This is a genomic window from Streptomyces sp. NPDC001156 (assembly GCF_053598275.1).
In genome coordinates this window covers 1-24,794 of the sequence record NZ_JBSFJX010000115.1, presented here as the reverse complement: position 1 = coordinate 24,794, position 24,794 = coordinate 1, and the positions used below count along the sequence as shown (strand labels likewise).

Here is a 24,794-nt window from a genome sequence, read left to right as displayed (position 1 = left end):
GCGCAACTCCTCGCCGGTCTTGGCGTCGTGGATCTTCACGGTGCCGTTGTCACCGGGAGCGGTGGCGTGCGCGGCCGGCGCAAGGAGCAGCACGGTCGAAACGCCGGCGGTCAGCGCGCCGGCGCGGATGAGGGTACGCATGGGGCAGGCCCATCTTCGAGATACGAATGGGAAGATGTGGAGGGGGCAGCCCAGCATCCAGTCCCGCCTGACGGCGGATCAAGCACGAACAGACAACGAAATGACCTCTCACCGATGCGGGAGCCATCCCCGGGACCCCGCGGGCGTGCGGCCGGGTGTGGAGGCGCCGTATCAGCGCCTTTCGCTCAACTGGGTATGTCGGCTGCTATGCCCGTCTAGCCGGCATCGCCGTCTTTCACCAGGACGATGATGTCGCCGTTGGGTCTCCCCATGACCGTGTATCCCAGGGCGGTCATCAAACCCGAGAGGGCAGCCTGCACCGCAGCCCGCATGCCGTCCCTGCAATCACCGCCAGGCTGGCCGGCAGCCAGCGCAGCGAATCCGTCGGACGTCGCCCAGGCGACCAGCACGCCGGCAGGGGTCCCACTGACCTGGAGACCGGGCATCCGACGATGTACTCCGCCAACTGCCTCAAATCCCGCCTGGTTCAGAGCATGTCGGACCTGCGCGACAAGCTCATCCACCTCACATGACACGTTCCTCACCTGCCCGTAGCCGGGCCCTTCACGCCCAGGTGTGCGGGGGGCTTCGCGGACCATCTGTAACGCTCGCGAGGTCACCACCGCACAGATGTGTCGACCCCATGGCTACGGATGGTCACCCGTGACGCTTGAAACCCGCACGGCGCCAGAGAAAGCCACGCCCGGACGTGGGTCGGGCCGCCTGCCCTCCAGGGGAGGTACGCCTGGGGGCATCGTGCGCTGAGCGGTACCCCCCGCCATGGCGACGAGGCCGGCCGCCCGGCAGGGCCCGGACCGCCCCTCGAACGGTCCTCACCAGGTCATGTACACGAATTCTTTACCCCGCCTATCACATGTATCACATAGGCTGCGGCCGCCCCTCACACGCTTTCACGGCGCAGACGCCGCTCCCTTTCTTTTCGTTCCAGGGGGTTCGAAACCACCGTGCGTATACGCACTCTCCCTGCCGCGACGGCGCTCGCGGTCCTCTTCTCCTCGGCCGCCCTCGCGGTCGGATCGGCCGCGCCCGCGCTGGCCGACAGCAGCACGCTCCTGCCGGTCAAGTCGGCCGACGACATGGTGGTGGACGGCGTCCACCAGCGGGTCTTCATCAGCGACCCGACCAGCGGCAAGGTCGTTGCCACGAACTACGCGGGTACGGTCGTCGGCACCGTCGACTCGCTGCCCGGCGCCAACGGCCTCGAACTGTCCGCCGACTCCAGCACCCTCTACGCGGCCGTGCCGGGCGCCGACGCGGTCGTCGCCATCGACACGGCCACCGTCACCGAGGCCAAGCGTTATGCGACCGGCGCCGGCATCGACCCGGAGTCCGTGGCCCTCGCGGGCGGCAAGCTCTGGTTCTCGTACGGCGCGTCCGGCAACGGCAACATCGGCTCGCTCGACCTGAGCGGCACCGACCCCGTCGTGGCCGTCGGCCAGGACACCAGCCGCACCTGGTACGACGCCCCGATCCTGGATGCCTCCGCCGGCGCCCCCGGCACGCTTGTCGCGGGCGCGCCCGGCCAGAGTCCGGTCGAACTCGCGGTGTACGACGTCTCGTCGGGAACGGCGAGTCGCACCGCGTACGCCTTCAACCCGGGCAACACCGGCGGAGGCAACCTGGCGGACCTCGCGGTCACCCCCGACGGCAAGGACGTCGTCACGGCCAGCGGCTCCCCGTACTACCAGGCGGTGTACAAGCTCTCGGACCTGTCGGCCGACGGCGAGTACCAGACCAACTCCTACCCGAACGCGGTGGACATCGCCCCGGACGGCACGGTCGCCGCGGGCACCTTCTCCTGGTACGACCCGGACGTCCACGTCTTCAAGCCGGGCGTCGCAACGCCCGTGCGGCAGTACGACTTCCCCAACACCGGTACCAGCAGCGGCTCCGACACCCTGGCCGCGCGCGGCCTCGCCTGGGCACCGGACGCCGGCAAGCTGTTCGCGGTGTCGTACAACGACGCGAACGTCTACTCGCTGCGCGTCTTCGACGACCCGACCAAGACGGCCACCACGCTGACGGCGAGCGCCCCGGTCACGGGCACCCGCGGCACGGCCCTCACCCTGACGGGCAAGCTGACGTCCTCCGCGCCGTTCCCGGCCGGAACGACGGTGTCCGTCATCCGCACCGACGACGAGTCGCCGAACGGCAAGGCGGTCGGCACGGCGACGGTCGGGTCCGACGGTTCGTACTCCTTCACCGACACCCCGCCGGCGGGCGGCAAGGTGACCTACGGCGTCTCGTACGCGGGCGACGCCGACCACGCGGGCTCCACGGCCACGGCCCTGGTGAACGTCGCCCGCACCGCGACCACGCTGACGCTCACCAACAACGGCAAGGTGTACGCGTACGGCAGCAACGTGACGTTCACGGCGCACCTCGGTACGACCTACAAGAACCGCACGGTCGAGATCTGGGCCGATCCGTACGGCTCGGACAAGCCGAACACCCGGGTCAAGACCGGCACGGTCGACTCCCACGGAAACCTGTCCGTCACCCTCCGCCTGACCCGCGACACCAAGGTCACGGCGAAGTCCACGGGCGACACCCGGTACGCGCCGAAAACGACGACCAGCACGGTGGGCACCAAGGTCCAGGTTTCGACGTCGCTCAGCGGCTACTACACGAGCAAGTACGCCTGGAGCCAGACGTACCGCTACTTCCACCAGTCCAAGGACCCCGTCTTCAACACGACGATGACGGCGTACCCGCACCGCAAGTACCAGCTGCAGGTCCAGGCGTACGTGAACGGCGCCTGGAGGACCACGGACACGGAGTACTTCGCGCTCTCCACCCACGGCAACGACGCGGTGGTCCTCACGGGCACCCCGCCGAAGGGCGTGCGGTTCCGGATCCGGTCGTCCTACATCGACACGTCGTCGGGCGACAACGTGAACACGACGACGTACGGCGGCTGGAAGTACTTCATCTTCACCAGCTGACGCTCCGCTCGGCTTCGGCCCCTCCCCGGACACATGCTGTGCCGGGCGGGGGCCGAGGCCGAGTTCCGCCAAGTGCTGCTCGACATGCCAGAGTGCGCCCTCGCGGCGGCACCGGTCGTGGTCTCACTTCCGGTCTCACAGTTCAGAGGGCCGGACCACGAAAGTGGTCCGGCCCTTTGGCGTTCATCCCTCTCAGTTTCCGTCTCAGTCGGCTTTTCGGCTCTCTCCGGGTGGTTCCCCGAGGGCATCTCCGACTTGTTGGGCGGCCTTTTGGAACATGGTCCCCGTCACACGCATGTACGGGGCCTCCCATCCGCGCGACTCCCCGGGCTCCCGATCCCTGAGGTCAGGCTTGGCGCTTCCACGACGGGTCGCGGCCCGCCAGGCCCAGAGCGCGATCAAACAGCGGCACGGTCGGCGACACGGTGACCTCGGGGCCGTACACCCCGTACTGCCTGGCCATATCGGCCTTTTCGGTGATGTCCTCGTACAGCGCGGCCGCGAGTTCGTCGTCCACGTTCAGCTTCTGCCCGGTGGCCACCGCCAGGTCCCAGCCGTGCAGCAGCCATTCCCCCAGCACGATCCCGCCGATGAAGCGGGCCGGCATCCGGCTGCTCCCTGTCATCGCCGTCTCGCCGTCCCATGCCTGGGGATCGCTCCACACGGCGGCCGTCGCCGCCGACCGGGCGGCATACGCCTCGGCCCACCCCGCCTCCGCGGTGAAGTCATGGCCTTCCGCCACCTGACCCGGCCGGTCCTGCGGCGGCTGCTTGAGTCCCGCGGCGTACCCCCGCACACCCGTCAGGAAGATCAGGTGATTCACCAGCGCCCCGACCTTCAGCTCCGGGCACGGTGTCCGCCCATCGCGCTGGTCCGGTCCGATTCCGCACACGATGTCCACGGCCGCCTCCGAGGCCCGGGTCATCACAGATCTCAGCTCCATGCCATCCCTTCTCGTCTCTTTCCCGCCTCGCGTCGGAACACAGTGGGCAGGACGACGATGACGAGTCTTGAACGAACGCGACAGAGGGGCGTCCTCAACCCTCACACCGCGGCCGCGTTCCGGCGCGACCACGCACCGGCCCCGCCGGACCCGACCCCGTACAAGGGCAGCCACAGAGTCGTCGTGGCCGCAAGGCACTCGGCGACTGCCTTGCGGGCCTGGGTCCCCTGCACGAACGCCAGGGCGGCGCCGTCACTGCCGGCCAGGTTCCCCAGCGCGGCCTTCACCTGCAGGGCCTCGTACCTGCCCATCAGGTCGCACTCGCTGCGCGTGCCCGGCATCGGGAACAGCCAGGCCCGCCGTTGCAGCAAGGGAGCGAGTGCAATCGCGACACACAGGCCGACGACCAGCGCATACGCGACCAGGCCGCGCATGTACGCCGAGCGAATGTCCGGCGTCCACGCCGCCCGTCGCTGGAAGGCGAGCATCACCGCGAGGAGCGTCACCCCGATGAACGTGGCGAACCACTGCCACGAGCCCTGGGCGAGGGCGAAGGTCAGCACCGCGGCGAGTCCGATGCCGATGACCCCGGGGCCGGGAACGTCATCGTCTGCTGTGACGGATACCGGCCTCGGGGTCACTCGGGGGCTGGGATCACTCACGGGCTCTCCTGCAGGGAGAGGCATCAGCTTCCGCCGCGGGCCGCCACGGCTCTGATCACCATGCCGTACGGGCCCGGCGCCTCGCCCGGAGGCTCGCACCCGGTCGGCCGCGCGGGCCACCGGTCGGGCCGTCTCTTCCCGATCACGCCCTCGGTGTCCTGAGCCCGCAACGTCCGAGCGCTCGGCTCCGCTCGGGCAGCGGGACCCCGTCGTGGAAGGGGCCCGGAGACTCGTCCGGGCCCCTTCCTTGTGCTCAGGGCGCCAGGGCCACCCCGTCGGCGCCGGGCGCGGACTCGGTGCCGTCCGTGTACTGGGCGGTCACCCAGTAGAAGTGAGTGGTGCCCTTGGCGGCGCCGGTGTCCTCGTAGGAGGTCCCCGTCGGGGCCGCCAGCTCCTCGTACGCCTTGGCGTCCGGGTTCCAGCGGTAGACCTGGTAGCCGGTGGCATCGGTCACCGGAGACCAGGACAGCTCGACGCCCGCCTCTTCCGAGGTGGCCGTCAGCTCTATCGGCGAGCCCTCCGGCGTCGCCACGCTCGGCGTCATGTCGAGCTCGGTCGCGGTCACGACCTGCGCCTCGCCGGTCGAGTCGAAGGAAGAGTTCCACGCGTCGTCGACGGCGTCGACGATGAAGCAGGATTCCTCGCCGTCCGGGAGGGTGGTGTACGCGTACGAGGTGGTGTCGGCCGACACGTAATAGCCGGGGTAGAGGGAGCACACCTGCTCCTCCTCGTCCCCCCACAGCTCGCCCCGTCGGACCACGTACCTCGCCAGGTCGGCGGTCGGGTTGGCGTCCCAGTGCACCTCGAAGCCGTACTCAGTCGGAGTGACGGTCACCCCGGTGACGGCGGAGGGCGGGGTGAGGTCCCAGAGCGTGCCGCTGGCGGCGACAGACCGCGCCGACTCGTTGCCCGCGGCATCGAGAGCCGTCACCCGGTAGTAGTAGGTGGTGCCCTCGGCGGCCGAGGCGTCCACGTACGAGACCTGGGCGGTAGCGCCGATGCCGGTGTAGGTCCCGTCCGCGCTGGTCGCCCGGTACACCCGGTACGACGCCGCTCCTTCGACCGCGCTCCACCGGACCCGCAGATCTTCCGGTTCCCGGGCGATGCTCAGTCCGGTCGGCGCGGGCGGCGCGGTGCGGTCGACGGTCGTGACCGCCTGATCGGCGGTGCCCGTCGACTCGTTGCCCGCCTTGTCGTAGGCGCGAATCTCGTAGTAGTACGCCGCGCCGGTCACCGGCAGGGTCGCGTCCGTGTACGACGTGGTGGTGGTGGTCGCCAGCCTCGTCCAGTCGGCGCTGCCCTTCGGGCGCCGGTAGACCCGGTAACCCGCCAGGTCCATCTCCTTGTTCTTGGACCAGGCGAGCTTGGCCTTCGCCGTCGCTTTGTCGTACGACACGGAGGTCCCGGTCGGGGTGAGCGGCCTGACCTTGTCGACGGTCGCGGAAGTGCGGGGCGAGTAGGCGAACTTGACGTTCGCCGCCCCGGTCCAGTTGACGTAGTCGACGCGGAGGGTGTGCTTGCCGGAGGGGATGGTCAGGTTGACGGTCTTGGAGACCGTCGACGAGACGTTCTTCCACAGGTCGATCTTGCGGGTGCTGTCGAGGTAGACGCGGATGCCGTCCTGGGCCGACGCGGTGAGGGCGAAGGGACCGCCGGAGCCGAAGTCGCGCGTCAGTGTCCAGCGGACGGAGAAGTTGTTGGACGGCAGGCCCGAAGCAGGTGCGCCCGTTCGCCAGTTCTCGCTGATCGTGGAGTCGCAGTCGGTCTTCTTCGGTGTGCCCGAGAACGTGGTGTTCGCGAAGAACTGCCGCTTGTAGACAGGGGAAGTGCAGCTGACGGCTGCTGAGGCGGGCGTGGCGAGCGCGGTGAGCAGACCGCCCGCGGTGGCGAGCACGACGGCGCCGGCGGCCGCGGAGGTCGTGCGTCGTCTGGCTGAGTTCATTCGGTCCTCTGATCGGATCAGGACGCGGAGAAGAGCGTTCGTGATCACGACACGCGAGGCCGGGAAGAGGTTGTACCGATCTTTACGGTCCGACGACCAGGGCTTTACGCCGGGCGTCCGTGCGGACGGCAGGCCTCGGCTTACGGATTCCCGGACGCGGACGTCGAAGAACTGATCGCCACTCGCGACTGGTGAGTCCGACCGAGGTCCACTTTCGCAACAGGCCCTGGGTACGTCGGTCGATGACACGGGCGCCCCAGCCCGGATCGTCCACAGCTACGCGAACGTCAGGCGGTGGCGTCCCTCGCGTCCGCGGCGGCGGGGAAAAGGCGTTGGACCGCGTTGACGACGACCGCCCTACGGGCCGCCGTGTCGGGGTCGAGGGCCTGCTCGGCGGCCAGCCGGGCCAGCTCTTCCTGAGCGACCCAAGAGCTGGCGATCTGGTTGACGAGGGCGAGGACGTCGATCGGATCCCACGTCGGGTCCAGATACCCGTCCTGCTGCCCTGCGCGGATCTGCTCGACCTTGTGAAGGATCGCCGCCTGATAGGCGTCCTCCAGTTCGGCGAGGAAGGTTGCGCGTTCCAAGCGGCCCCAGCTGAGCAGCCGAAAGTGCTCGGGGTTGGTGTTGAAGTAGTCGAAGAGCCGGCCGGCGTACTCGGGCAGGTCGGTGGGGTCCATGGGCGTCGCCTCGATCACCGCCAGTAGTTCCCGGCCTGCGATGAAGGTGTAGAGCGCCTCTTTGCTGCGGAAGTACGCGTAGACGCGTTCCTTGCTGGTCCTGGCTTCCTTGGCGATCCGGTCCACGCGTGCCCCGGCGATCCCGTACCGGGAGAACTCGGTCTTCGCCGCGGCGGCGATGCGTGCGCGCGTGGAGTCTGCGGGGCTGGGAGCGGTCATGATCCCAGAGTATCAAACCAAACTGTTCGGTTTGACCTCGGATCCGACCCGGAGTACGTTCCAAACCGAACCGTTTGGTTTGGGAAATTGGCACGGCAGCTGACCGGACCGGACCCATCACAAGTGGCAACACATCCAGAGGAAGCACCGCATGAGCACGTCTTTGAGTTCCTACGTCAGTCTCGGCCGCTCCGGGCTGCGGGTCAGCCCGTTCACCCTCGGCACGATGACGTTCGGGGAGGACCACGGCTGGGGCGCCGGTCCGGAGGAATCGAACGCCATCCTGACGGCCTACCTCGAGCGCGGCGGCAACTCGATCGACACCGCCAACATCTACACCAACGGACACTCCGAGAAGATCATCGGAGACTATTTCGCGCGCCGTCCCCAGCTGCGCGACCGCGTGGTGATCGGCACCAAGTTCTTCGCCAACCTCTACGAGAACGACCCGAACGGCGGCGGACCCGGCCGCAAGGCGATCGTGCAGCAGCTGGAGAACTCGCTGCGCCGTCTGCAGACCGACTACGTCGACCTGTACTGGCTGCACAACTTCGACCCGGCCACCCCCGTCGAGGAGACCCTGCGCACCCTGGACGACCTGGTCCGCGACGGCAAGATCCGCTACGTCGGCTTCTCCGATGTGCCGGCCTGGGCGACCGCCGAAGCGGCCACCATCGCCCGGTTCCGCGGCTGGGCCCCGATCACCGCGCTGCAACTGGAGCACTCCCTGCTCGAGCGGACCGCCGAGGGCGAACTGCTGCCCATGGCCGAGGCGATGGGCATGGGAGTGCTGGCCTGGAGCCCGCTGAAGGGCGGATTCCTGTCCGGCAAGTACTCCAGTGCCACGACCGGCCGCGTGGACACCCTCCGCGCGCATCTGGTCGGTGAGCCCAGCCAGAGCGACTACGTCGTCATCGATGCGCTCAACGATGTCGCCCGCGAGATCGGAGCCACCTCCGCCGCGACGGCGCTGGCCTGGGTGCAGAGCCGCACCCCGATCACGTCCACGCTCCTCGGTGCCCGCCGTCTCGACCAGTTCGAGGCGAACCTCGCCGCGCTCGACGTCACCTTCACCGATGCCCAGCGCACCGCGCTCGACGCGGTGTCCGCGCCCACCCTCGACTTCCCCGCGGAGAACAACCGGACCCTGGCGCGGATGCTCCAATTCGCCGGCGCCACCGTCGACGGCACCCCGTCGATCGTCTCCCCGCTGCTGCAGGCCAGTCCCACTCGCTACTGACCCGGAGACGGGCTTTGTCACGGGCATCGCCCTAGGAGCGTGTCTCGGTAACGAGCAAGCGGGCCTGCCGGCCGTGATCGGTAAGTCGATCGCGGCCGTCGGCCGTCGGCATCTGTGAGGCTTTGGCGGGTGTCCTGTCCGTCAGGTGTCCGGCGGGTGGGCCTGTGACGTGGCCGGGAAGGCCCGGCCGGTCAGCTGGCCAGGGCGGCGAGCCCGGCGGTTCCGATGTGTCGGAAGATCTTGCGGAGGTTGTGACAGCTGGCGAGCAGGCGCCACTCCGCGCGGGCGCCGTCTTCGCCCCGGAGGAGGAGTTGGCGGCCGTTCTGGCAGGTCATGATCTGTCCGAAGACGGGCTCGACGATGGCCTTGCGGCGGCTGTAGGCGGCCTTGCCGGGGTTGGTCCGCAGTTTGCGAGCCATGCGCTCCTTGAGCGTCGCGTTCTTGGGGATGCGTCCGCGGGGTGCGGGTGGGACCTGCTCGTCGTGGGCCAGGCGCCCGGTGGCCATGAACGTGTCGGTTCCGCAGGACAGTTGGCGGTCCCGTGCGGCTTCGAGGTTGGTCTCGGAGCAGTAGCCGGCGTCGACGAGGGCCTGCTTGGGGTGAGCGCCGGTGTTGGTCGCCGACTGGTCGAGCATCGGGGTGTAGTTCAGCGCGTCCGAGGCGTTGGTGGTGATGTCGGCGGCCGTGATGACCTGGTGCTTTTCGTCGACGACGGCCTGGGCGTTGTAGGCCTGGATGTAGGCGCCGTCGCTGTTCTTCATGATCCGCGAGTCGGGGTCGGTGAAGTTGGCTTGTGCCTTCGGCTTGGGCCGGGCCTTCGCGGCGGCCTGCTCGCCCGCGTCGGTGACGGCCTGCTCGTCGCTGGCACCGGCGCGGTCCTGGCGGCGTCGTTCTTTGTCCTCCGCTTGCTTGCGCGCCTTCTCGGCGGCCTCGGCCTCGATCTGTGCGCGGGCGGCCTGCAGCCTGGCCAGGCGCTTTTCGCGGCGGTCCAGTTCGGCGGGCAGGTCGGCCTCCTTGCCGTCCACGCCGAACCGGGCATCTTCGGCGGTATCGACTGCTTCGGCGTCGTCCAGCAGGGACCGGGCCGTGGCCTCCAGGGCGGCGATCTCGGCTTCGATCTGCTCTTCCTTGCCGATCAGGCGGCTGTAGCTCATCGCCTTGTGCTTGGAGGCGCTGGCCTCCAGCTTGGTGCCGTCCAGCGCGACGCGGCCCATCTTGACCATGCCTAGTTTCTGCGCCAGGTGCAGCGACTGCAGGAAGAGGCCGGCGAGCGCGTGAAGGTGGCGGCGGCGGAACCGGGCGATCGAGCGGAAGTCGGGGGCCTGGTCGGCGGCCAGGAACCGGAACGCGACGTCATCGACACACTTACGCGTAATCGCCCGCGAGGAGCGCACCCCGGTGGTGTACCCGTAGATCAGCAGCCGCACCATCAGCCGCGGGTCGTAGGGCGGGTAGCCGCGCTTTTCGGTGTAGTCGGCCAGGATTGGCGACAGGTCGAGTACCTCATCGACCAGGTCCGCGACGAACCGGGCCAGATGGTCCTCGGGCAGCCAATCGTCCAGCGACGGCGGCAGCAGCAAGACCTGGTGCGGGTCGAACGCCCGGAATGTCTTGTCCACCGCCGCCGGACGACCCTGCGGCTGCTTCTTCTCACCCGGCTCGACCTCGAACAACCCATCCCCACCACGCATACCCTGATCATCCCGCATGAATGATCACGAACTGCAAGCGGGCTACCGGTTACTGAGACACGCTCCTAGCCGTCGACGGCGGCTACTCCGTGCTCTGACCTCCTCCGCGCCGCCCAGCAGGGCAAACGAGGGCCCCGGCCGATGATGGGCCGGGGCCCTCGTCGTGTCGTGCCTTGTGCCCCGCCGCCCACCTGTGCCACGGGGCGGGGGGGCTGATGCGTGGTGAGGACGTCAGCCCGAGGTGGGCGCCGCGGGGCGGGTGGCGGGAACCGCCGCGTCGCCGATCCGGGATGTCGCGCCGTTCTCCTCGCCGTACACCTCCACCCGGTAGTACGAGGTCGCCCCGGCCGGTGCGGCGGTGTCCAGGTAGGACACCTCGGTGCCGGGCAGGGTCGACGTCAGCTCGTCCCACACCTGGGTGGCGGGGTTCCAGCGCTCGACCGTGACCGAGGACGGGGCCGGGCACGAGTCGAACCGGCAGGACCAGGACCAGGTGAGCAGCACGCCGTCCGTGGAGCTGCTCGCGGCCAGGGTCATGGAGGTGCCGTAGCCGTCGCCCGTCCACGGCAGCACCGCCGCCTCGGAGCGCACCCCGGCGGCGTCCACGGCCACCACCGCGTAGTAGGTGCCGAAGCCGGGGCCGGGCGCGCTGGCGTCGGTCACCGTGGTGCCCGTCACGGGCTGGTCCTGGACCGGGGTGCCGGGGTGGGCGGCGTCCACCCAGTTCCGGTAGACGCGGTACCCGGTGGCGCCGGGGACGGGCTGCCAGGACAGCACCGCGTGGTCGCCATCCTGCCGTGCGGCCAGGCCCGCGGGCCGGTCGGGACGTGTGGTGCCCTCGGGGTACGGGCGCACCGCACAGTCGAGTCGGAGAAGAGGCGAAGCGACTGCTGGCTCTGCCCCAGGGCGAGCTGGGGCGTCCGGTGCACGAGCTGGGACTTCCGAAGGAGATCACGCGCATGCTCGCGTCGCCGGGAACGGCGACCGACGAGGTGCATCTGGCCGGGGACCGCTTGGTGGCGGTGAACAAGCGGCCCACGTTGGACCAGGGTCTCCGGGAAACGGGAGATCACCGCGTCCCCGACGGGCCCCACATACCGCACGGCTCCCGCGCCGCCCCGCAGCGCCCCCGCCACGGCGAGCACGGCCGCCCCCGGGGAGCTGGAGGAGATGGCGTTCACCACGGAACTCATCCTGAGCGAACTGGTGACGAACGCGATCCGGTACGGATCTCCGCCGGTCGGGGTACGGCTGCTGAAGGGGCACTGTCTGATCTGCGAGGTGTCGGACGGCAGCAGCACCTCGCCGCGCCTGCGCCGGGCGGCGGCCACGGACGAGGGCGGGCGTGGGCTGTTCCTCGTGTCGCAGTTCGCACAGCGGTGGGGAAAGCGGTACACACCCGACGGAAAGGTCATCTGGGCGGAACAGACCCTGGCCGAAGGCCCGTTCGCCGTCCCGACCCTCACACCGGTCGACGTTCTCCTGGAGCAGTTCGGTGAGGCCACCCTCTGAGCGTGCCGGCCGCCGGAGACCATCCGGCCGCCGGCGGCCTCGGCACATGCCGTCCCGCGCCCGCCACTGTCCATGGCCGGGCGGGCGCGGTCGCGAACCGTCCTGCCGGTCAGCCCTTGTTGGAGCCCAGGGTCAGCCCGCTGACGAACTGGCGCTGGAGCACGAAGTACACGACCAGCGTGGGGATCGCGGTGAGCAGAGCCCCGGCGGCGACCAGGTTGGGGTCCGTGAAGTACTGGCCGGAGAGGTTGTTCAGCGCCGACGTGATCGGCATGTTCTCACCGGTGGAGATCAGCACGAGGGCCCAGAAGAAGTCGTTGTAGATCCAGATCGACAGCAGGGTCGCCAACGCCGCCATCGCCGGCTTGCACAGCGGCAGAGTGATCTGCCAGTACAGCCGCCACACCGAGGCACCGTCCACCAGCGCCGCCTCCGTCAGTTCGTGCGGCAGGGAGCGCATGTAGTTGCTCAGCACGAACGCGCAGAAACCGGACTGGAACGCCACATGGATGAGGACCAGGCCGAGCGCGGAGTCGTACAGCTTGCCGCTCGGGGTGATGCCCGGGAGGTCGGTGAGCAGGTACAGCCGGTACAGCGGGGTGATGATGACCTGCTGCGGGAGGAGGTTGCCCGCCGTGAAGACCAGCAGCAGCGCGAGGTTGAGGCGGAAGTCGAAGCGCGCGACGTAGAAGGCGACGCAGGAGGACAGGAACAGCGTCAGCAGCACGGCCGGGACGGCGATGATCAGCGTGTTGCCGAAGTAGTGCAGCATGTCCGACTGCGTGAACGCGTTGGTGAAGTTTTCCAGACTCAGCTTGTCCGGCCAGGACACATAACCCTTGTTGCTGGTCTCGCTGTACGGGCGCAGGGCCGAGAAGATCGCCCACAGCAGGGGCGCCAGCCAGGCCAGGGCGGCGCCGGCGAGGAAGACGTGCAGCAGGATCCGGGCCGGCCGCACCGGGGCGCGCCGCTTGAGTGCGGCGGTGGAGGCGCTCACGATCGCCGCTCCTTCCGGAAGGTGGCCACCAGGTAGGGGATGATGACCGCGAGGGAGATCACCAGCAGGACCACGGCGATCGCCGAGCCGTAACCGATGCGGCTGGACTCCCCGATGATGTTGTTCGTCACCAGGATGGACAGCAACTCCGTGCCCTGGGCGCCCTTGTTGAAGACGAAGACGAGGTCGAAGGCGCGCAGCGCCTCGATGATGGTGACGACGAGGACGACCGTGTTGGTCGGCCTCAGGGTGGGGAAGATGACGTTCTTGAACGTCTGCCACTCGTTCGCGCCGTCCAGCGCGGAGGCCTCCCGCAGCGACGGGTCGACGCTCTTCAGGCCGGCCAGGTACAGGATCATCATGTAGCCGGTGTGCCGCCAGGACGCGGCGATGAGCACGGCCCACAGGTTGAGCTTGGGGTCGCCGATCCAGTCGATGTAGTGGCCGGGCTTGTTGGCCCCGATGATGCTGTTGATCAGACCCGTGTCGGGGTTGTACACGAGCTGCCAGACGAACCCGATGCAGGCCATCGAGATGACGACCGGCAGGAAGAACGCGGTCTGGTAGACACGGCTGAACCGGATCTTCTTGTCCAACTGCACGGCCAGGAACAGGCCGAGCGGGGTCGGGATCAGGATGAGCACCACGAACCAGATGACGTTGTGCTCGACGGCGGGCCAGAACTGCGGGTTGTCGGAGAACAGTTGCTTGAAGTTCTCCAGGCCCACCCACTTGATCGAGTCGAACCCGATGCCGTCCCAGGTGGTGAAGGCCAGCGCGATGGAGGCGAGGGCGGTGACCCAGACCAGGGCCACGTGCAGGACCGTGGGCACGCCCGCCATCAAGGCAAGCGTGAATCGGTCACGGCGGGTCAGCAGACGCCGGTGGCTCTGGGTGGCCCGCTTGGTTCGGGAAGCAGCGCCCGGAGGCGGCACGGCGGCCGCCTCCGGGTTCTTCGTCGTCGTGTCGGTCGTCATGGCGCTGGTCACGAGGACGCGAAGATCGTCTTCTTCTGGCGCTCGATCGAGGACAGCAGGCTGTCGACGCCCTTGGGGTTCTGGACGAACTTCTGCAGCGCGGGCTGCATCACCGTGGAGGTGAAGTCCGGCCGGCTGTCGCGGTCCATGAACTGGGTGAGGGACTTGGCGCCGCTGATCATGTCGAACGCCTTCTTCTGCAGCGCGCTGTACGAGGAGGTGTCGGCCTTGGAGGAGGCGGCCACCACGCTCGGGTCGGTCTTGAGGTAGGTCTGCTCGGCCTCCGGGGAGCCCAGGTACTCCATCAGCTTCACGACCCCGTCGTGGTTCTTCGGGGCCTTGCTGACCATGAAGCCGTCGGTCGGCGCCTCGACGGTGTCCTGACCGTACGCGGAGTCGATCTCCGGGAAGGCGAAGAAGTCGAGGTCGTCCAGGTCGGCCTGGTTGGTGAACTGCTGCGCCACGAAGCTGCCCAGGAGGTACATGCCGGCCTTCTTCGCGACCAGCGTCTGCGCGGCGTCCTGCCAGGTGCGGCCGAGGGCGCCGTCCTGGTGGTAGGGCAGGATCTCGGTCCAATGGTCGAAGACGGCCTTCACCTTGGCGTCGGTCCAGGACGCCTTGCCCGCCATCAGCTGGACGTGGAAGTCGTAGCCGTTGAGGCGGAAGTTGATCTGGTCGAACGTGCCCATCGCCGGCCACTGGTCCTTGTCGCCGAAGGCGATCGGGACCAGTCCGTCCTTCTTCATCTGCTTGCACAGGGCCACGAACGCGTCCCAGGTGGTGGGGACCTGGTAGCCGTGCTGCTGGAAGACGCTCTTGCGGTAGAAGACCGCCCACGGGTACGTCGTCAGCGGCACGAAGTAGTACTTGCCGTCCTCGCCCTTGCTCAGCTTCTTCATCGCGTCGGGGAAGTTGTCCCCGATCTTCTGCCACACGTCGTCGATCGGGGTGGCGAGCTTCTTCGCGGCGAAGAACTGCATGCGGAAGCCGGCGAACCAGTTGAACACGTCGTCCGGCGTGCCCTGCAGGTAGGAGTTGATCTGCTCCTGGAAGGTGTTGTGGTCCTTGGTGTTCACGTCGACCGTGATGCCGGACTGCTTCTTGAAGGCCGCGTAGACCTGTTCGAAGGCCTTCTTCGGCACCGCGTCCGAGGCATTGGAGCCCACGGTGACGGTCTTCGAGTCGGCGGCCGCGCCGCTGCCGCCGCAGGCGCTCAGCAGGGGTATGCCGGCACCGGCGAGGAGGGCTGCTCCACCGACTCCGCGCAGCAGGGAACGGCGGCTCGGGCTGGGGAGGGAGAGACCGGAGGATGTCTGGTGCATGACGGCTCCTGGAGGGCAGGGTCGGCGATGACTGGCACTGGGGACCGGGTCAGAATCAATCAGAAACCAACTTGACCGAACATTGTGGCCGTCATCCCACTCGCATGTCCGGTGTACGTCAAGAGGTACAACGACCGTTTTGGAAACGTAATCGACACCGCATCGATTGCCTCTGCTAACGAGCGGACCCCCCACAGCGCATGCGACGCCAGCGTCCGCCCGGCATTTCGAATGGCTTTTCCGCAGGTCAGCGGCGGCCCTGCGGTCGCCGAAGGGTGCCGGACCGGGGCGGGGCCGCGAGCCGCGACCGGCCGGGAGGCAGGTGAACCAAACAGTTTCCCGCACCGGCCGCGGCTGACCCGTCACGGGTGACGTTTCGCCAGATCCCGCTGCGGCTAGCCGATCCGTACCGTCCTCGACACCGTGACCTGCTCGATGTCCGACGTGCGGACCGTCACCTTCATCGTCCAGGTGCCCGGCAGCGGAAGGTTCAGCGCGTCCGCGGTCCAATAGCCGCCCCGGTCCCTCACCTTGGCGTCCAGTGGACCGATGTCCCCCAGCTTGAAGGCCAGCCGCAGTTCGGGGACGGTCGCGATACCGCCGTCGGGACCGTAGACCACCGCCTGGACCTGGTTCTCGCCCACCCGTCCCGGCGTCAGTTCGATCTGCACCTTGCCATGCCCACCGGGCGTGCCCACGTCGAACGGCACCACCGTGGTGGCGCCGAGGGGCTGTTCGGCCGCGGTCTGCGCCGCCTGCGCCTCGGCGGCCGCACGGCCCGGCTGCGTACCCGTCAGCAGGGTCGTGATCACCAGCACCACGATCCCGATCGTGATCTCCGCCAGCACCGAGCGGCGCAGGGCTCTCCGATACGGCGCCGGGTCGCCCCCGGCCGCCCTGCCCGGCCCGGAATCCGCGCGGCCGCTCTCCTCTTCACCGTCCTCGGGTGCGGCATCCGGCTCGGTGCGCGGCTGCCGCGGGGCGCCGTCTCCAAGGGCCGCCTCCGCCTGTGCCCTCGCCGCTCCCACCGGTTCCCGCACCCGTTCCGGCACGGTCACGTCCGGCGCCGTCACCTCCGCCGGCACCGCGAGCCGCGCCGTCCAGCGGCGCGAGAACGCCGCCGCGGTGAGCAGCAGCACGACCGCGACCAGCTTCACGGTCAGCAATCTGCCGTAGGGCGTGGAGGTGAGCGCGCCGAGGGAGCCGAGGCCGCGCCAGGACTGATAGGCACCGGTGACGACCAGGACGGCGACCGCGGCGAGGGCCAGCCGTGAGAAGCGGGTCACGGCGGCGGCCGGGAGTTCGTCGGGGGCCCGGTACAGCGCCGTGAAGAGGGCCGCCAGACCGCCCAGCCACACAGCCATCGCCAGCAGGTGCAGCACGGCCGAGGTCATCGCGAGCGGCACCTGGATGCCCGCCGCGGCGTGCTCGGCCACCGCCCAGGTGAGCGCGAGGGCGAGCGCCATCAGGCTCACGACCGCAAACCGCAGCCGGCCGCCGAGCACCGCGGCACCCACCGTCCCGGGACCGTCGGCCGTCCGCTTCCCGCCCCGTGAGGGCGCCGGCCCCCGCCGCGCGGCGACCACCGCCGCCGCGCCCAGCAACGCCAGCCGAGCGAGCAGGGCCAGACCCGGACGGCTCGTCAACGTCTCCCGCAGGACCGGCAGTTCGAAGGCCGTGGCCGGGCCGCTGCCGCGCTCGTACGGCCCCCGCAGCACCAGCAACGCGAGCGTGGACGCCAGCAGCGTCCACCAGCCGCCCACGAGCAGACCTCGTGCCGGCTCCACACCGGTCGCCATCGCGAACACGGTCACGCCGAGCAGCAGGGCCAGACCGCCGTAGGCGATGTAGCGGGCGATGTCGTAGAGCCGCACGGAGGCCGTGTCCTGGACCTCGTCGTACGGCAGCGCCGCGGTCGTCGCGGAGGGCTTGCCGACGGAGAAGGTGAGGGCGCCGGACACCGGGTGGCTGTCGGCGGACACCACGCGCCACGCCACGATGTACGTGCCCTGCGCAAGGCCGGGAAGGGTGACGCGGGCGGTGTCCGACCGGCCGTCGGCGTGCTCCTGCTTGCCCGTGTGGACCCTCCGGTTTCCCGGGTCGAACACACGGATGGAGTCGTCCAGCAGGCCGACCGACTCGGAGAAGGTGAGCGTGACGGCCCTGGGCGACGTCTTCAGCACGCTGCCGTCCGCCGGGTCGGTGCCCTTCAGGGCCGCGTGCGCGGAGGCGGAGCCCGCGCCCGCCAGGAGCATCAGGGGCACCACGAGCAGCACGAACGCGAGGTGCCGCAGCCGCCCTCCGTGCGCGACCGCTCCCGCACGCCCTGCGCCCACGCGTTCTGCGCCCACGTCATGTCTCCCGTGTCGGCCGGTCCCGGGTCCTGGTTAGGTACGGACGGGGCCCGCCGTGCGCTCAGCGCGGCGGCGACGAGGCGCGCCCGTACGTGCGTCACGCCATCATGCCGGGGAGCCGTGTCACCACGTCGGCCGGGCCGACACCCCGCCGTCCACCACCAGATCGTGGCCGGTGATCCAGGACGCGAGCGGCGAGGCCAGGAACACACAGGCGTCGCCGATGTCCTCGGGGCGCCCCAACCGGCCGGTGGGCACCGCCTCCTGCCACCGGCCCACCCCCTGCGGCCACTCCTCCGCCAGGCCCTCGCGGTCGATCAGACCGGGCGAGACGGTGTTGACCCGGACGCCGTACGGCCCGTACTCGAGGGCCGCCGACCGCGCGTGCATGACGACGGCCGCCTTGGACGCGCAGTAGTGGGCGTGCAGCGGTGCCGGGTTCCTGGCCTCGATGGAGGCGATGTGGGTGACGGTGCCGCCGCCCGCCGTTCGCATGACCTCTGCCGCCGCCTGGGTGCAGGCGAACACGCCGGACAGATTGGTGTCGACCACGGCCCGCCAGTCGGCGGCCGTCATCCCGGCCAGCTCCTGGACCGGCTGCACCCCCGCGTTGTTGACCAGCGCCGTCAGCCGGCCGCCGCCCCACTCGGCCGTGTCGCGGACCAGTCGCCGGCATGCGTCCTCGACGGTGAGATCGGCCTGCAGGACCACGGCACGACCGCCCGTGTCACGGATGCGCGCCGCCACGTCGTGGGCCGCCCCGACCGAGGTGCGGCAGTGCACCGCGACCGCGGCCCCCTCCTCGGCGAACCGCAGCGCGATCCCCCGCCCGATGCCCCCGCCCGCCCCGGTTACCAGGGCCACCTGTCCCGCCAGCAGCCCGCTCACGACCGGCACAGCCCGGCGATCCGGGCCGCCTCGGCCGGATAACGGGCGGTCAACTCGGCCGCCTCGCCGTGCTCGTAGCCGTCGTACGTGAAGCCCGGTGCCATGGTGCAGCCGAACAGCGTCCACGCCCCGCCCTCGGCGACCCGTCCGCCCATCCAGGTGCCGGCCGGCACGGTGAACTGGACGTGCTGGCCGCGCAGGACCTCGGGGCCGAGGACGGCGGTGCGGGCGCTGCCGTCCTCGGCGAGGAGCAGCAGCTCCAGCGGATCGCCGAGGTAGAAGTGCCAGACCTCGTCCGCCGGGAGGCGGTGCAGCGCCGAGTAGTCGTCCGGTTCCGCGGTCAGCAGGGCGACGATCGCGGTGCCCGCCGGACGCCCGTCGGGCAGCCGCGACCCGGCCCAGGTCCGCCGGAACCGGCCGCCCTCACGCGGGATCGGTTCCAGGCCGTAGTGCGCGATGAGGTCGTCAGGGGTCACGGCACGCAGGCTAGTTGCCGGAGGCGCCCCGCAGGGTGAGGAACGCAAGCTGGGCGCGCTTCTCGGGCAGGTACACGTCCGGCAGGTCGACCTCGGGCAGCACGACGACCGGCCCGGCCTCGAAGCCCTGGCGCAGGAAGCGAGCGATCGCCTTCTCGTTGCGCTCGTCGGGGTCGACGACGATCCGCTGCCGGTGGAGTCCGGTCAGCACGTAGGACGCGAAGACGGTCAGCAGGGCCGACGTCCAGCCGGCACGCGGGCCCGCGGAGCCGGGCGGAGCGAGGAGGACATGGACTCCCACGTCTCCGGGTTCGACCGCGTAGCACTCGCCGACCCGGTCGGCCTCCGGTTCGTAGGTCTGCAGAAGTGCCGCCGGTTCGCCGTCCTTGACGGCGAGGAAGGCGTGGTGGGTGTCGAGGGTGGCCATATGGGCGTAGATCTCGGCCACTTGCTGCCTGGTCATTCCGTTCATGCCCCAGAAGGAGGCGCGTTCCTCGCTCACCCAGGCGTGGACGACGTCCAGGTCGGCCTCGGGGTCCAGGGGCAGGATCCGGACGGTGCCGAAGTCGTCGAGGACCTGCTCGTGGACGGCTTCGCGAGCGGCGGCGTTCGGCGCGGCGGTCATCGGTGTCTCCTTGGTCAGACGGTTCCAGTCGGTGACGACCGGGACGAGATCCCCCCTCAGCCACAAGGGGAGTTGGTCGCGGTGATGGGGCGAGCCCGGGACGCCATCGGCGCCGAAGGGGACCACCCAGAGGCTGTCGTCACGTCGGGCGAGGTCCCAGACGTAGCGGGCCGCCGGGCCGCGTGCGCTCAGATCGGTCAGCCCGGGGACCGACGAGGTGCACAGAATGCAGTCGTGGTCGCCGGACAGACCCGGTTCGTCGTACGGCGTCCCCGTGAGCGCCCGCCAGGGAGCGAGCCGGTGCGTGTCGCCCCAGGTGCCCTGCGGCGGGTTCCCGGCGACCTCCTCGGCGGCCTCCCGCACGATCGTGGCACGGTCGATGCCATACAACTCGTCCGCGGCCAAGAGGTGTTCGAGGGCGAGTCCGATCCGGGGGAGGAGGGCGAGCCAGGGCTGGAAGACCTCCGGGTAGGCGGGTGGGGCGGTGAGCCCGGCGAAGGCGGGGTGCGCCGCGAGCCGCCGTACGACCGCGCCGCGCACCGCCGCGTACATCGCCGCCTCTTCGCTGTCCGCGTCCATGTGCCGGTCCCAGCGCAGCAGGCGGTCGCGCAGAGTGGCCGCCGCGGGGGTGAGGCCGTCGAGGTCCCCGAGGCGCGCCCGCAGGGGGCCTGCGGAGCCGAGGTGGGTGTCCATGTGGAGGGCCTGCATCTCCTGGGCGGACCAGGCGGACCGCTGCTCCAGCAGGTGGCGGATGCGGGCGGCCCGGTGCCCGGGAGCGAACTCGACCCCGAGCGGGGCGGCCGGTCCGCGCTGGTTGGCCATGACGGCGATGCCGCTCTCCACCGTTCCGTAAGGGGTGTCGTGCCGTCCCCGCCACTCGTGGCCCGGCTCCCAGGCGGGAACGAGCCGCGTCCGGTGGGCGGCGGCGCGCCGGGGCACCGTGCCTGCGACACGGTGCAGCACTCCGCCGTGGACGTCAGCCGCCAGCACCACGTTCACGGGCTCGGCCCACCGGTCGAGCGCCCGGTCCAGATCGGCGACGCGCCGAGCGCGGAGGAGGGGGAGCAGCGCGCTGAAACCGAGGTCCTCGGTGACACGGGGCGGATGGCGCAGGGAGACGGCCAGGGGGAGGTCCGTGTCGGGGCCGGTTCGCTCGGATCCGGATTCCTCCGGGCCGGTTTCCTCCGGAACGGTTTCCCCCGAACCGGTTGCCTCGGGGCCGCCGATGACGACCGGGCCGCGCTCCGTCTCGATCACCTCCACTTCGACGGGATCGCCCCAGGCGACCTCGACGGTCTCCACCAGCCGGGTCACTGCCCGCCATCGCCCGTCCGGGTCCAGGGCCTCGACACCACCGTCCGCCGTCCGCCGCAGGCGCTCGCGGTACAGGTCCTGGTAGTCGGCCATCGCGTTGGTGATCGCCCAGGCGACCGGGCCCGCGTGACCGAAGTGGGCGATGCCGGGCACGCCCGGGACGGCGAGCCCGACGACGTCGAACTCGGGGCAGGCGAGGCGGATCTGCTGGTAGACGCCGGGGTCCTCGATGAGGCGGTGGGGGTCGCCTGCGATGACGGCCTGCCCGGTGACCGTGCGCTCACCGCTCACCAGCCAGCCGTTGCTGCCCGAGGTGCCGGGGCCGTCGGCGGCGAAGAGGCCCATGGCGTCCTCGCCGAGATGCCTTACGGCCTCCTCGCGCCAGAGCTTGGCCGGGAAACCGGCGAACAGGATGTGGGTGGAGAGCCAGATGCCGAGGGGGTGCCAGGGCTCCCAGCGGCCGGGGACGAGACCGGTCCCGGCGAACTCGGGGGTACGCCGGGCGCCCTCGTCCAGCCCGTCGTTGACCCCGTCGGCGTACGCGCGCACCCAGGCGGCGGTCTCGGGGTCCCGTCTCTCAAGGGCCGCGAAACAACGTCTGGCCGTGTCGTCGAGCCGGGCGCGGCGCGCGAAAAGGTCCCAGGCCAGGCCGGTTGCACCGAGGAAGGACGCCGAGGTGCCCTGCACGCGATGCCGCTCCACCTCCAACTGCCACGCCCGGTCCGAAGCGGTGACCCGGCCCTGGGCGCGGGCCAGGGTGAGCGCGTCACCGGCTCGCAGGTGCGGGATGCCCCAGGCATCGCGGTAGGTCTCGGTTGTCACCCCAGTGACCTTCTCTTTAGGTTAGCCTTGCCTAACTTATTCGCGGAGATCGTACGCCAAGGGGAGGACCCGATGGGGCAGGGGCTGGGGCGCGGCTGGGAGGGCACCGTCCTCAGGCTGCTGCGCGCGAAGGACTTCGTGTGCACCGTGACGGACACGGAGGACGTCACGCCGCTCTACCGGCGCCTGCGCCTCACCGACGGCGGCATGCTCGCGGCGACCGGAGTTCACCCCACGATGTGGATACGGCTGTGGTTCCCGGGCGCGGGCCGGCCGCACCAGCGGGCGTACACCCTGATCGACCCGGATCCCGTGGCCGGCACGTTCGGCCTGGAGTTCGCCCTCCATGACGGGCGTGCCGCCGACTGGGCGCGGGCGGCGAAGCCCGGCGACACCATTGAGGCGACGGTCCAGGGCTCCGCCTTCCAGCGGCCCGACCCGGCGCCCTCCCATGTCTTCGCGATCGCCGACCCGGCCTCACTTCCCGCGCTCAACTCCCTTCTCGACGCGCTGGCAGACACCCCCGCGACCATCTGGTTCGAGGGCGATCCCAACGGCCTGCCCGTGCACACCGACCCGGCCCGGCACGACCTGCGTACCGTCCCGCGCCAGGATGCGGGCGCCCATCTGGCCGCCGAGGTGAGGTCGGCGCTGCCCGCGCTGCTGACGGCGACGCCGGACCCGTACGTGTGGATCGCGTGCGACACCGCGACGACCCGGACGCTGAGCGCGTACGTGCGTAAGGAGCTGGGCGTCCCGGGGCGGCGGCTGAACGCTCTGGGGTACTGGCGCGCAACCTGATCCCGCACGCGGGATCATCGGGGCATGGACGTCTCCCTTCACCTCGCCCAGGACCCCGAGGCCGACGCGCTCCTCGGGCGCAGTCCGCTCGCCGCGCTGATCGGGATGCTGCTGGACCAGCAGATTCCGATGGAGTGGGCCTTCAAGGGGCCGTGGACCATCGCGCAGCGGCTCGGCGCGGACGACCTCGACGCACACGAGATCGCGGCGCACGACCCGGAGGCCTTCGCCGGACTGCTGTCCGAGAAGCCCGCGGTGCACCGCTACCCGGGCTCCATGGCCAAGCGCATCCAGCAGTTGAGCCAGTACCTCGTCGAGCACTACGACGGGGACGCGGAGGCCATCTGGAAGGACGTTTCCGACGGACGGGAACTGCTGAAGCGGCTCGAGGATCTGCCCGGGTTCGGCAAGCAGAAGGCGCAGATCTTCCTCGCCGTGCTCGGCAAGCAACTGGACGTGCACCCCACGGGGTGGCGCGAGGCCGCAGGCGCGTACGGCGAGGCGAAGTCGTACCGCTCGGTCGCCGACATCACCGGACCGGAGTCCCTGGCGAAGGTCCGCGCCCACAAACAGGAACTGAAGGCAGCGGCGAAGGCCGCCAAGGCGGGGGGCCGGTAGGGGCGGGGCGGACAGGGCCGCCAGGGCGGGCCCCAGGCCGGGGGCCTGTAGGAACCGGAGCCGCCGGGCCGGGCCGGCAGGACCCGGAGCTGTCAGGCCGGGTCGGCAATGCGGGGGACCGAAACCGGAGCGGGAACCGGTGGAACCGGGGCCGGTTGGCGTCAGTCGGTTGGACCGTCCGGGGTGGCGGGGTGGCCCAGCCCGGTCCAAGCATGGACCATGCCCGACGCACCGACCGGCTCCGCCCAGGGGCCCGAGTTCGACGACCGCCGTGTGCACGCCATGCGTGACGCGGGGGCGCCCAGGCGTTCGGCGGAGGACGTCGAGCCCGTCGAGGGGTTCCTGCACGTCCTGTCGCGTACCGCCTGGCAGGTCGTCCTGGCCACCGGCGTCGCCTCCCTGATCCTGGGAGTCCTGATCCTCGTCTGGCCGGGACCGTCCCTGCTCGCCGCCGGGGTCCTCTTCGGCCTCTACCTCATCATCAGCGGTGTGCTCCAGCTGGCGTCCGCCTTCGGCACCCACGCGGCCACCTCGCTGCGTGTCCTGGCCTTCATCAGCGGCGCCCTGTCGATCCTGCTGGGCCTGTTCTGCCTCCGCGGCCCCCTCGAGTCGATCCTGCTGCTGGCCCTGTGGATCGGTATCGGCTGGCTGATCCGCGGGATCACCCAGACCATGGCCGCGGCCCACGACCCTTCGGTGCCCGCGCGCGGCTGGCAGGTCTTCCTCGGCCTCGTCACCTTCATCGCCGGGATCGTGCTGATCACGTCGCCGTTCAAGTCGATCGCCGTGCTCACCCTGGTCGCCGGCTGGTGGCTGGTCGTCGTCGGCATCGTCGAGATCATCACGGCGATCCGGATCCACGGCCGAGCGAAGCAGATCCCTCGTACTGTCTGACTGTCGGACTAGGTCAATGTCCACGTCCGACAGGTACGCCGAGCGAGCGGTTTAGCGACCGACACGATGAAGGGTGCTCGCCCAGAGGGCACATGACCTCCCGTGAGCCTCACCCCGCATGCCCCGCACACCGCCCGACGGTACGCCTGGGAACGGGTGATGGTGGTGCTCGTCGCGCTGCTCGCGGCGGGCGCGCGCACCGGGGTGGTGGCGGCCCCCTCCGTCACTGCCTCCGTCGGTCAGGCGTGCGACGGGAAATACGACGTACCCGCCTCGACTCTCGCAGGCGTGCGTTCTCAGGGACAGCGCACCGTCGCGTCACCGCGACCGGGTCCGCGCCCCAGGCCGCGCAGCGCCGGCGGCTTCCCTCCCGCCCCCACGCTCCAGGACCACTCCCCCGCCCTCGGCGCCCTGCGCACCGTGGTCCTGCGCTGCTGACAGATCCGGCTCCCCCGAAACGTCAGATCTGCCGGCACTCGCGAAGGACACAGTCATGCTCATCGACCCGTACGCGGTCCTGCACGGCCTGCTCCGTGCCGAAGCCGCACGCAGCACGAAGCCGCGACCCGAACCCGAACAAGAACACGAGGCCGGGGGTGAGCCCCGGCCGTCGGCCCCGCCCGAAAGGGACAGCGAGTAGTACACCCGGCGGGGGCCCCCCGGCCCGGGCGGCGCGGGACGCGCCCCCGGGGGGCGGGGGGGCAACCGCA

Annotated in this window: 21 protein-coding genes and 1 pseudogene; 8 read left to right on the top strand and 14 right to left on the bottom strand. The window is 70.3% G+C overall.

Going from position 1 to position 24,794, the window contains the following annotated elements:
• Positions 1 to 356: 356 nt before the first annotated feature.
• On the bottom strand, positions 357 to 551 hold the full coding sequence (locus ACWDA7_RS35045; protein WP_450609709.1) for a hypothetical protein: 195 nt from the start codon (positions 549 to 551) through the stop codon (positions 357 to 359).
• Positions 552 to 1,106: 555 nt separating this feature from the next.
• Between ACWDA7_RS35045 and ACWDA7_RS35040 the strand changes: the two genes are divergently transcribed.
• Positions 1,107 to 3,107 (top strand): Ig-like domain repeat protein, encoded by a 2,001-nt coding sequence (locus tag ACWDA7_RS35040; RefSeq protein ID WP_450609708.1) that lies wholly within the window; start codon positions 1,107 to 1,109, stop codon positions 3,105 to 3,107.
• A 346-nt stretch (positions 3,108 to 3,453) separates the two neighbouring features.
• Here the strand turns inward: ACWDA7_RS35040 and ACWDA7_RS35035 are convergent, their stop codons facing one another.
• The 4 genes from ACWDA7_RS35035 to ACWDA7_RS35020 form a co-directional block, all read right to left on the bottom strand.
• Complete coding sequence (locus ACWDA7_RS35035) at positions 3,454 to 4,050, bottom strand: TIGR03086 family metal-binding protein (RefSeq protein WP_450609707.1); 597 nt, start codon at positions 4,048 to 4,050, stop codon at positions 3,454 to 3,456.
• 101 nt (positions 4,051 to 4,151) lie between these two features.
• Positions 4,152 to 4,712 (bottom strand): hypothetical protein, encoded by a 561-nt coding sequence (locus ACWDA7_RS35030; protein ID WP_450609705.1) that lies wholly within the window; start codon positions 4,710 to 4,712, stop codon positions 4,152 to 4,154.
• 253 nt (positions 4,713 to 4,965) lie between these two features.
• Positions 4,966 to 6,654 (bottom strand): fibronectin type III domain-containing protein, encoded by a 1,689-nt coding sequence (locus ACWDA7_RS35025; RefSeq protein ID WP_450609703.1) that lies wholly within the window; start codon positions 6,652 to 6,654, stop codon positions 4,966 to 4,968.
• A 287-nt stretch (positions 6,655 to 6,941) separates the two neighbouring features.
• Positions 6,942 to 7,553, bottom strand: a complete 612-nt coding sequence (locus ACWDA7_RS35020) for a TetR family transcriptional regulator (RefSeq protein ID WP_450609701.1) — start codon at positions 7,551 to 7,553, stop codon at positions 6,942 to 6,944.
• Between the two features lie 151 nt (positions 7,554 to 7,704).
• Here ACWDA7_RS35020 and ACWDA7_RS35015 point away from each other — a divergent pair, with 151 nt between their 5' ends.
• The gene (locus tag ACWDA7_RS35015; protein WP_450609699.1) at positions 7,705 to 8,793 is read left to right on the top strand and encodes an aldo/keto reductase; all 1,089 of its coding nucleotides are present in this window, start codon (positions 7,705 to 7,707) and stop codon (positions 8,791 to 8,793) included.
• 191 nt (positions 8,794 to 8,984) lie between these two features.
• Here ACWDA7_RS35015 and ACWDA7_RS35010 read toward each other — a convergent pair whose 3' ends face one another.
• Positions 8,985 to 10,412, bottom strand: coding sequence for an IS1182 family transposase (locus ACWDA7_RS35010; RefSeq protein WP_450609711.1), 1,428 nt, complete (start codon positions 10,410 to 10,412; stop codon positions 8,985 to 8,987).
• Between the two features lie 303 nt (positions 10,413 to 10,715).
• A complete protein-coding gene (locus ACWDA7_RS35005; protein WP_450609713.1) occupies positions 10,716 to 11,339 on the bottom strand; it encodes a hypothetical protein in 624 nt (207 codons plus the stop codon).
• A 306-nt stretch (positions 11,340 to 11,645) separates the two neighbouring features.
• Between ACWDA7_RS35005 and ACWDA7_RS35000 the strand changes: the two are divergent.
• A pseudogene (locus ACWDA7_RS35000) lies at positions 11,646 to 11,996 on the top strand (ATP-binding protein); the annotation flags it as partial.
• 109 nt (positions 11,997 to 12,105) lie between these two features.
• Here ACWDA7_RS35000 and ACWDA7_RS34995 read toward each other — a convergent pair.
• The 7 genes from ACWDA7_RS34995 to ACWDA7_RS34965 form a co-directional block, all read right to left on the bottom strand.
• Positions 12,106 to 12,993, bottom strand: coding sequence for a carbohydrate ABC transporter permease (locus tag ACWDA7_RS34995; RefSeq protein ID WP_359397430.1), 888 nt, complete (start codon positions 12,991 to 12,993; stop codon positions 12,106 to 12,108).
• On the bottom strand, positions 12,990 to 13,970 hold the full coding sequence (locus tag ACWDA7_RS34990) for an ABC transporter permease subunit (RefSeq protein ID WP_432929842.1): 981 nt from the start codon (positions 13,968 to 13,970) through the stop codon (positions 12,990 to 12,992). The genes ACWDA7_RS34995 and ACWDA7_RS34990 overlap by 4 nt, the downstream gene beginning before the upstream one ends.
• A gap of 8 nt (positions 13,971 to 13,978) precedes the next feature.
• Positions 13,979 to 15,292 carry an ABC transporter substrate-binding protein gene (locus ACWDA7_RS34985; protein WP_450609696.1) on the bottom strand — a complete coding sequence of 438 codons (1,314 nt, stop codon included), beginning with the start codon at positions 15,290 to 15,292 and terminating at the stop codon, positions 13,979 to 13,981.
• A 395-nt stretch (positions 15,293 to 15,687) separates the two neighbouring features.
• Positions 15,688 to 17,643, bottom strand: coding sequence for a copper resistance CopC/CopD family protein (locus ACWDA7_RS34980; RefSeq protein ID WP_450609694.1), 1,956 nt, complete (start codon positions 17,641 to 17,643; stop codon positions 15,688 to 15,690).
• Between the two features lie 126 nt (positions 17,644 to 17,769).
• Positions 17,770 to 18,543 (bottom strand): SDR family NAD(P)-dependent oxidoreductase, encoded by a 774-nt coding sequence (locus ACWDA7_RS34975; protein WP_450609692.1) that lies wholly within the window; start codon positions 18,541 to 18,543, stop codon positions 17,770 to 17,772.
• Complete coding sequence (locus ACWDA7_RS34970; protein ID WP_450609690.1) at positions 18,531 to 19,010, bottom strand: cupin domain-containing protein; 480 nt, start codon at positions 19,008 to 19,010, stop codon at positions 18,531 to 18,533. The genes ACWDA7_RS34975 and ACWDA7_RS34970 overlap by 13 nt, the downstream gene beginning before the upstream one ends.
• Positions 19,011 to 19,020: 10 nt before the next feature.
• Positions 19,021 to 21,771 (bottom strand): GNAT family N-acetyltransferase, encoded by a 2,751-nt coding sequence (locus tag ACWDA7_RS34965; protein WP_450609688.1) that lies wholly within the window; start codon positions 21,769 to 21,771, stop codon positions 19,021 to 19,023.
• Between the two features lie 72 nt (positions 21,772 to 21,843).
• On the opposite strand from ACWDA7_RS34965, the gene ACWDA7_RS34960 reads away from it, so the two are divergent.
• From ACWDA7_RS34960 to ACWDA7_RS34940, 5 genes are all read left to right on the top strand, one after another.
• The gene (locus ACWDA7_RS34960) at positions 21,844 to 22,572 is read left to right on the top strand and encodes a siderophore-interacting protein (protein WP_450609687.1); all 729 of its coding nucleotides are present in this window, start codon (positions 21,844 to 21,846) and stop codon (positions 22,570 to 22,572) included.
• 24 nt (positions 22,573 to 22,596) lie between these two features.
• Positions 22,597 to 23,190, top strand: a complete 594-nt coding sequence (locus ACWDA7_RS34955) for an HhH-GPD-type base excision DNA repair protein (protein WP_450609685.1) — start codon at positions 22,597 to 22,599, stop codon at positions 23,188 to 23,190.
• Positions 23,191 to 23,409: 219 nt separating this feature from the next.
• Positions 23,410 to 24,084 (top strand): HdeD family acid-resistance protein, encoded by a 675-nt coding sequence (locus tag ACWDA7_RS34950; RefSeq protein ID WP_450609683.1) that lies wholly within the window; start codon positions 23,410 to 23,412, stop codon positions 24,082 to 24,084.
• A gap of 102 nt (positions 24,085 to 24,186) precedes the next feature.
• The gene (locus tag ACWDA7_RS34945) at positions 24,187 to 24,522 is read left to right on the top strand and encodes a hypothetical protein (RefSeq protein ID WP_450609682.1); all 336 of its coding nucleotides are present in this window, start codon (positions 24,187 to 24,189) and stop codon (positions 24,520 to 24,522) included.
• 55 nt (positions 24,523 to 24,577) lie between these two features.
• The gene (locus ACWDA7_RS34940; protein ID WP_450609681.1) at positions 24,578 to 24,724 is read left to right on the top strand and encodes a hypothetical protein; all 147 of its coding nucleotides are present in this window, start codon (positions 24,578 to 24,580) and stop codon (positions 24,722 to 24,724) included.
• The last annotated feature ends 70 nt before the right edge of the window (positions 24,725 to 24,794 follow it).